This window comes from Xenorhabdus hominickii (assembly GCF_002632725.1).
GTDB classification, from domain to species: domain Bacteria; phylum Pseudomonadota; class Gammaproteobacteria; order Enterobacterales; family Enterobacteriaceae; genus Xenorhabdus; species Xenorhabdus hominickii.
Genome location: NZ_NJAI01000055.1, coordinates 1 through 1,017 on the forward strand (window position 1 = coordinate 1; position 1,017 = coordinate 1,017).

The following is a 1,017-nucleotide window of genomic DNA, read 5'->3' on the forward strand; positions in this document are numbered from 1 at the left end:
GAGACCTGTTCCCTTTGCATCGAGCGTACCGACAGAATCAAAAATAACCCATGCCACCGTGTAGGACGGTCATTATCAGCAACATCCGCTGTAGGCAGACGAAGTGATGTGACAGCCGGAAAGACGGCCTGCATTGCTATCATGATTCACCGAGTAGTGATAGCTATGCAGTAGAGAGCAAAGTCCGATTATCGGACATTGGGTAGATAACAAACTGAGGCCATTATGAAATTCAAACAATTACCCCATGAATCACAACAGGCAGCACGAGAAGCTCTGGTTAATGCACTCAATATAGAAATGGAGTCTCGCCGCTATATTGATGAGAGCAGGGCGAAATATATCGCCCGAAATATTAGGGACAGCTTTATCGCGCTTGAAACAGAAGACCCAAAACGAGGCAGTGGAAGCGATGAGGCGGAAGATTAATCTTCACTCAAACCAGACCAGCTTCTATCTCCGTCTGATTTAGTGACAAGAATGGATGGGTTTGATTTTACTTTCTTCGCCGTATCATGAGCTAAGTCACGAATTTCATCTGTGGTTTTATCTTTGCTGATTGAATATTCCGCATCTGGTAAACGATAAACTTTACCACTCTTAGTAGTGATAGTGCGTTTAAACCCAGCTCTTTCCATTTTTTCATGCAAATTCTCATAATCCTTTGAAATTGCATTATGTAATTCAACGCGAACAGTAAATTTTGTCATTCTTCTTATTCCTTGTTTTGATTATGGAATAACCAAGCTATCAGTTTCCCTTAATTGCGGAAAGTGAGGAACCACCTTATCTGATGTGGTGAAAAGTAGGTAATACAGGAAATTGCGAGGTAAGCATGGCTAATCTCAACGATCTTGCTAATCAACTGGCAAAGATACGAAAACAAATCCCGTTCGCTATGGCTCAGGCGCTAACCAACGTTGCGCGTAAGATAGAGAAAGCACAGAAGGTCGCACTAGAACGTCGATTGGAGAACCCAACGTCATTCACCGTGAAATCAGTCAGAAGTCAGGGTGC

Annotated in this window: 2 protein-coding genes and 1 pseudogene; 2 read left to right on the forward strand and 1 reads right to left on the reverse strand. The window is 43.0% G+C overall.

What is annotated here, in order from left to right; all coding sequences use genetic code 11:
• Positions 1 to 225 precede the first annotated feature (225 nt).
• Positions 226 to 429 carry a hypothetical protein gene (locus tag Xhom_RS24980; protein ID WP_069316135.1) on the forward strand — a complete coding sequence of 68 codons (204 nt, stop codon included), beginning with the start codon at positions 226 to 228 and terminating at the stop codon, positions 427 to 429.
• Here the strand turns inward: Xhom_RS24980 and ghoS are convergent.
• On the reverse strand, positions 426 to 710 hold the full coding sequence (ghoS, locus tag Xhom_RS24985) for a type V toxin-antitoxin system endoribonuclease antitoxin GhoS (RefSeq protein WP_069316134.1): 285 nt from the start codon (positions 708 to 710) through the stop codon (positions 426 to 428). The two genes, Xhom_RS24980 and ghoS, sit on opposite strands and share 4 nt — an antisense overlap.
• Before the next feature lie 125 nt (positions 711 to 835).
• Between ghoS and Xhom_RS24990 the strand changes: the two are divergent.
• Positions 836 to 1,017 (forward strand): annotated as a pseudogene (locus Xhom_RS24990) (hypothetical protein); the annotation flags it as partial.